This is a genomic window from Streptomyces kebangsaanensis, assembly GCF_001906585.1.
Taxonomy (GTDB): domain Bacteria; phylum Actinomycetota; class Actinomycetes; order Streptomycetales; family Streptomycetaceae; genus Streptomyces; species Streptomyces kebangsaanensis.
Window position 1 is genome coordinate 75,653 of the sequence record NZ_JUJA01000077.1, and the last position, 2,500, is coordinate 78,152.

Sequence of the window (2,500 nt, forward strand, 5' to 3'; positions counted from 1 at the left end):
GGACATGTGACCAGCCTACCGGTCCCGGGCGGGCCCGCCGACCACGCGGAGGCGGGCCGGGAGGAGGCTAGGGGGAGGCCGACGGCCGGGCCATGGCCTTGACGAAGGCGCGTTCCACGTCGGCCGCGGAGAGCACGCCGTAGATCTCGCCGGTCTCCTCCACGACGAGGTATTCGGTGGCCGGGGTGGCGCGCAGGGCGTCCAGGAGGTCCTCGCCGGCGAGTTCGGCGGAGACGCGCATGCCGTCGGTGAGTCCCTGGGCGAGTTCGCTGGCGTTGACCCAGGGGCGGCGGTGTTCGGGTACTCCGGCGATGGCGGACTCGCGGACCAGGGAGAGGGGCTCGCCGTGGCCGTCGACGACGACCAGGGCGCGGGCGCCGGCGGCGTTGGCGCGGCGCAGGGCCTCGGCGAGGGAGGTGCTGGTCTCGACCGGGACGGCGCGGCGGGTGAGGGTGCGGGCGCGCAGTTCGGGGAGGTGTTCGCGCAGTCGGGCCATGCGCAGGCTGTTGCCGGCGCCGGTCCAGATGATCGCGGCGAGGATGGCGGCGAGCAGGGCGTTGGTGACGGTGCCCACGCCGACGGTGTCCTCGGCGGTGGGGTCGACGCCGGACTGGGTGAGCAGGGGCAGGCCGATCAGGACGGCGACGGCGAGGGCTCGGCCGACCCAGGCGGCGGCGACGGTGCCGCTCATGGATCTGCCGGTGATCTTCCAGACGACGGCGCGGAGCATGCGGCCGCCGTCGAGGGGCAGGCCGGGCAGGAGGTTGAAGGCGGCGACGATGAGGTTGGAGATCATCAGGCCGGCCAGCAGGACGCCGGGGACCGTGCCGGGCTCGAAGGGCCGCATGGCGAGGTAGAAGACGCCGGCGAGGACCAGGGAGAGCAGCGGGCCGACGAAGGCGAGGACGAACTCGCGGCCGGGGGTCTCGGCCTCCTTCTCGATCTCGGAGACGCCGCCGAAGAACTGCAGCTGGATGCGGCGGACCGGCAGTTTGAAGCGGAGGGCCGCGATGGTGTGGGCGAGCTCGTGGACGAGGACGGAGGCGTAGAAGGCGACGGCGAAGAACAGGGACACCAGGTAGCGGGCGGCGCCGAGCTCGGGCAGTACGCGGTCGAGCTGTCCGCCGAACACCCAGGTGATCAGCGCGGCCACGAGGAACCAGCTGGGCGCCACGTACACGGGCACTCCGAAGGGCCGTCCCATGAGCAGTCCGCCCCCGGGCTCCTTCGGCCGCGCGGGCGGCGACGCCTGTCCGGAGTGCGCGTGAGCGCGGTCGGGGTGGGTGTCGGGGTGCCGCGGGGGCGGCCCGGCCGGGGCGCCGGCGTGCGGGGGCTCACCGGCACCCGGCTCCCGGTCCTCCGCGCCACGCGCGGCCGGGGCCGGGTCGGTGGTGCCGGAGCGGTCCTGTTCCGCCTCCGTGGCGCCGGGTGTCCCGGGCGTGGTCCCCGTGTGCGACGGCGGCTCGGCGGGGTCCTGCTCGCGGGCGTCCTCGGCCCGCTGGGCCGGGCGGGCGCCGGGGGGTGGGGCCACTGGGCCGGTGTGGCGCTCGGCCGACTCGTCGTTGCCGGAACGCGGCTGCCCGCTCCCGCCGCTCACGTCCACGGTGTCCCCTCGTTCGAAGCGCGTCTTCCGTGCCTGTCGGCCGGAAGGTCTCGGGTCGATGGTATGCGGCCGTGGCGAACGGTTCCGCCCGGCACCCCCAGTGTTTTCCCCGCCTCGCGCACATCATGACCGCGGCTGGGTCGCTGTCGGTGGCGGGCCGTAGGGTCTGTGGCATGGAGACGAGCACGGAGGGCGGGGCGGTCGCCCCCGGCAGCGGCCCGACGCCGGAGGCGCCGGCACAGGAGGCGGCGGCACAGGATGCGGCGTCCGCGGAGGCGGTGACCGCGGCGGTGGCCGGCGTGGGCCCCGAGGCGGCTTCCCGTCCCGCCGTACCGCCTTCCTCCTTGTCCCCTTCCCGTGCCGGGGACTTCATGCGGTGCCCGTTGCTGTACCGGTTCCGGGTGATCGACCGGTTGCCCGAGAAGCCGAGCGAGGCGGCGACGAGGGGCACGCTGGTGCATGCCGTGCTCGAGCGGCTGTTCGACGCTCCGGCCGCCGAGCGGACCGTGCCGCGGGCGAGGGCGCTGCTCCCGGAGCAGTGGGACCGGTTGCGCGAGGCCAGGCCGGAGTTGGCGGAGCTGTTCGCCGACGACCCGGACGGCGAGCGGCTGGCGCGCTGGCTGGCGGAGGCGGAGCGGCTGGTGGAGCGCTGGTTCACGCTGGAGGATCCGACGCGGCTCGAGCCGGCCGAGCGGGAGCTGTTCCTGGAGGCGGAGCTGGACTCGGGGCTCAGGCTGCGCGGGATCATCGACCGGGTGGACGTGGCGCCCACGGGCGAGGTGCGGATCGTCGACTACAAGACGGGCAGGGCGCCCCGCCCCGAGTACGCCGAGGACGCGCTGTTCCAGATGAAGTTCTACGCCCTGGTGGTGTGGCGGCTGAAGGGGGTCGTGCCCC

At 74.9% G+C, this 2,500-nt stretch carries 2 protein-coding genes; one reads left to right on the forward strand and one right to left on the reverse strand.

The window, feature by feature from the left end:
• Positions 1-67 precede the first annotated feature (67 nt).
• Positions 68-1,603 carry a site-2 protease family protein gene (locus RH94_RS11450; RefSeq protein ID WP_073947495.1) on the reverse strand — a complete coding sequence of 512 codons (1,536 nt, stop codon included), beginning with the start codon at positions 1,601-1,603 and terminating at the stop codon, positions 68-70.
• A 173-nt stretch (positions 1,604-1,776) separates the two neighbouring features.
• Here RH94_RS11450 and RH94_RS11455 point away from each other — a divergent pair.
• On the forward strand, positions 1,777-2,500 hold a 724-nt coding region (locus tag RH94_RS11455), incomplete at its 3' end, for a RecB family exonuclease (protein WP_234425695.1).